At 67.4% G+C, this 3,895-nt stretch carries 4 protein-coding genes; 1 reads left to right on the top strand and 3 read right to left on the bottom strand.

All coding sequences use genetic code 11. From position 1 onward, the window contains the following. From AXK60_RS10415 to AXK60_RS10425, 3 genes are all read right to left on the bottom strand, one after another. Positions 1–620 (bottom strand): class II fructose-bisphosphate aldolase (locus AXK60_RS10415; protein ID WP_175399985.1); only part of this gene is annotated, 620 nt, incomplete at its 3' end. A gap of 64 nt (positions 621–684) precedes the next feature. Then, positions 685–2,106 (bottom strand): pyruvate kinase, encoded by a 1,422-nt coding sequence (gene pyk / locus AXK60_RS10420; protein WP_068571082.1) that lies wholly within the window; start codon positions 2,104–2,106, stop codon positions 685–687. Between the two features lie 56 nt (positions 2,107–2,162). Beyond that, on the bottom strand, positions 2,163–3,125 hold the full coding sequence (locus tag AXK60_RS10425; protein ID WP_068982522.1) for a sugar-binding transcriptional regulator: 963 nt from the start codon (positions 3,123–3,125) through the stop codon (positions 2,163–2,165). 176 nt (positions 3,126–3,301) lie between these two features. Here AXK60_RS10425 and AXK60_RS10430 point away from each other — a divergent pair. Further along, on the top strand, positions 3,302–3,895 hold a 594-nt coding region (locus AXK60_RS10430; RefSeq protein WP_139057872.1), incomplete at its 3' end, for an ATP-dependent 6-phosphofructokinase.

Consider the following 3,895-nt stretch of genomic DNA (forward strand, 5'->3'; position numbering starts at 1 on the left):
TTGCCGAACGTCGCCGCCAGCAGATAGCCCTCGGTGCCCAGCGCATCGACCGTCTTCGCGAAATCCTCATCCGAGGTGAACAGCTTGTCGTTGATCTCGTTCTCGACACCGTCCTCCTCACCACCGACCACACCGATCTCGATCTCCAGGACGATGTTCGCCGCCTTGCACTTCGCCAGCAGCTCCTGCGCGATCTCCAGGTTCTCCTCCAGCGGGATCGCCGAACCGTCCCACATGTGCGACTGGAACAACGGATTCTCGCCGCGAGCCACCCGCTCGGCGGAGATCTCCAGCAGCGGCCGCACCAGGCCATCGAGCTTGTCCTTCGGGCAATGATCCGTATGCAGGGCCACCGTCACGTCGTACTGCGCCGCCACCACATGCGCGAACTCCGCCAACGCCACCGCGCCCACGACCATGTCCTTGACACCCAGGCCCGAACCGAACTCCGTACCACCGGTGGAGAACTGAATGATCCCGTCACTACCGGCATCAGCGAAACCCTTGATCGCCGCATTGATCGTCTCACTCGAGGTGCAGTTGATCGCCGGGTAGGCGAAACCACCTTCGCGAGCACGATCAAGCATCTCGCGGTAGGCCTCGGGGGTAGCGATGGGCATGGTGAATCCTCTCCGTGGATGCCGGGGCGGCAACCATCTGGGTTGATTGCGTTGGGGCCGTGGATCAGTGGTCGTCTTCGCCGATCCGGTGCACCCGGATCAGGTTGGTCGAGCCGACGGTGCCCGGCGGGGCGCCGGCGACGACCACGACCTGGTTGCCGCGCGCGTACTCGCCCAGTCCGAGTAGGGCGGCGTCGACCTGGGCGATCATCTGGTCAGTGCTGCTGACCGGGTCGACGAGGACGGTCTGGGTGCCCCACGACAGGGTGAGCTGGTCGCGGACCTGACGGTGCGGCGTGAACGCCAGCAGCGGCAGGTGGGTGCGGAGCCGGGACAGGCGGCGCACCGTGTCGCCGGACTCGGTGAACGCCGCGAGTGCGGCGACCTGGAGTCGTTCCCCGATGTCGCGGGCGGCGTAGGAGATGATGCCAGGCTTAGTCCGTGGCGTGTGGGCGAGGTCCTGGATGCGGATGGGCCCGCATTCGACCGCGCGCACGATGGTGGCCATGGTCCGGACGGTCTCGATCGGGTACTTGCCCACCGACACCTCACCCGAGAGCATCACCGCGTCCGCACCGTCGAGCACCGCGTTCGCGACATCCGAAGCCTCCGCCCGCGTCGGACGGCTGTTCTCGATCATCGACTCGAGCATCTGCGTCGCCACGATCACCGGCTTGGCGTTCTCCCGGGCGATCTGAATCGCGCGCTTCTGGACGAGCGGTACCTCCTCGAGCGGCAGCTCGACGCCGAGGTCGCCGCGGGCGACCATCACCGCATCGAACGCCAGGATCACGGCCTCGAGGTTCTCGATCGCCTCCGGCTTCTCCAACTTCGCGATCACCGGGATCCGACGACCCACACGGTCCATCACCGCATGCACCCGCTCGATATCCGCCGGCGACCGCACGAACGACAACGCGATGAAATCCACACCCAACTGCAGCGCGAACTCCAGATCCTCGATGTCCTTCTCACTGAGCGCAGGCACCGACACGTTCATCTCCGGCAACGACACACCCTTGTTGTTCGACACCGGGCCACCCTCAGTGACCTCACAGACCACATCGTTGCCGTCCACCGACGACACCGTCAGACCGACCTTGCCGTCATCAACCAACAACCGGTCGCCCGGGCGGGCGTCCTGCGCCAACTCCTTGTACGTCGTCGACACCCGATCATGCGTCCCGACCACATCATCGACCGTGATCCGGACCGTCTCACCCGTCTCCCAGACGGTGCGCCCATCACCCGCGAACCGCCCCAGACGGATCTTCGGGCCCTGCAGATCCGCCAGGATCCCCACCGCACGCCCGGTCGAGTTCGAGGCGGCACGGACGCGGTCGTAGTTCACCGCATGATCAGCGTGCTCACCATGACTGAAATTGAGGCGGGCGACATCCATGCCCTCCTCGACGAGAGCGAGCACCTTCTCCTCGGTTCCGACAGCAGGGCCCAGAGTGCAGACGATCTTGGTTCGACGAGTCACACGACGAAAGGTATGCACCGGCGATGGACGTGACAACCATCACGCCCATATGGGCATCAGGCGCGGTCCGCGGATTCGGCGGGCGCGACGCGCAGCAGCGAGATGGCGGTCTCCCGATCGGTGACGAGCGAGGTCACGACTCCGCTCATCAGGCTCGCACGGATGGCCTCCACCTTCTGGTGGCCGCCGGCGATGGCGATGACCTCGTCGACCGCGGCCAGCTCGCGGTACGAGATCGCCAGCGTGCGCCCGCTGTAGTTGGTGCGCACCGGGCGCCCGGCGGCGTCGAACTGGATGGCGCAGAGCTCCGCGGCCACGCTGAGCGAATCCAGTTCCGCCCGTCCCTGATCCGACAGCATCGCGTACACCTGGGAGCCCGTCAGGTCCAGGCTCCCGACGGCCACCACGGCCACCGTGATCCGCTTCCACAGGTCCATCGCTGCGGCGACCCCCGGCTGCCGCGCGAGGGCAGCCTTCATCCGCTGATCCGACATGATCAGCGGCGCGTAGATCGGGTACTGCGGCCCGCGCGAGACCGAGGTCAACTGCCGCACCAGGTCGACGGAGCTGGCCTGGACGTCGCCCACCACCCCCGACATCTGGACGATGGTGCACGGCGGTAGGTCCCGGACGTGCTGCGCCATCGCGTCGAGGGTGCGCCCCCACCCGACGCCGAGCACGTCCGTCTCGGTCACGACCTCGCTGAGCAGGTCGGCGGCGACCCGCCCGAGCCCGTGTCGCAGACCGTCGAAGTCGGTGAACGAGCCGGTGGCGACCAGTGCGCGGCGCAGCCCGTACGCCCGACGGAGCCGCTCGGAGAGATCCGCCTCGATCGCGGCGTCGGTGTTGATCTCGATGCGGACCAGGCCCGACTCGATGCACGCGTCCAGGATCCTGGCCACCTTGTACCGGGACAGCCCGTACTCCGCGCCGATCTCCATCTTCGACTTCCCGTCGAAGTAGAACCGCCGCGCGATCGCTGCGGCCCGGACCACCTCGGCCGGCCCCATGGACCCCATCAGTGCCTCCTCGTGGCGCCGGGGGACGGCCGCCCCGACCGCTCCAGCGTAGATCCGCGATGCCCGATTTCGCGCCCATATGGGCGCGCTCGTTGTCGAAACGTTCCGATCCCCGTCTGATGGGCAGGTACGACGAGGCCCGACGGCCCCGTTCCGGCGGCGAAGGGAAGAGCGAAGTGCGCATCGGAGTGCTGACCGGTGGTGGTGACTGTCCGGGGTTGAACGCGGTGATCCGGGCGGTGGTCCGCACCAGTGATTCGAGGTACGGGTCGGCGGTGGTCGGGTTCCAGGACGGGTGGCGCGGCCTGCTCGAGGACCGACGCATCCAGTTGTCCAACGACGACCGCAACGACCGGTTGTTGACCAAGGGCGGCACGATGCTCGGCACCGCCCGCACCCACCCGGACATCCTGCGGGCCGGGTTGGACCGGATCCGGCAGACCCTCGACGACAACGGCATCGACGTGCTGATCCCGATCGGTGGGGAGGGCACCCTGACCGCGGCGTCCTGGCTCGCCGACGAGGGGGTCCCCGTCGTGGGGGTGCCGAAGACCATCGACAACGACATCGACTGCACCGACGTCACCTTCGGGTTCGACACGGCCCTGACCATCGCCACGGACGCCATCGACCGGTTGCACTCGACCGCCGAATCACACCAGCGGGTGATGCTGGTGGAGGTGATGGGCCGGCACGCCGGCTGGATCGCCCTGAACTCCGGGCTGGCGTCCGGCGCGCACATGGTGCTCATCCCGGAGGTGCCCTTCGAT

The sequence above is a fragment of the Tsukamurella pseudospumae genome, assembly GCF_001575195.1.
GTDB lineage: Bacteria > Actinomycetota > Actinomycetes > Mycobacteriales > Mycobacteriaceae > Tsukamurella > Tsukamurella pseudospumae.

What these genes read in the sequence shown, in the direction of transcription:
- AXK60_RS10425 (WP_068982522.1), bottom strand. Translation starts at nt 3,125, where the DNA reads ATGGGGTCCATGGGGCCGGCCGAGGTGGTCCGGGCCGCAGCGATCGCG.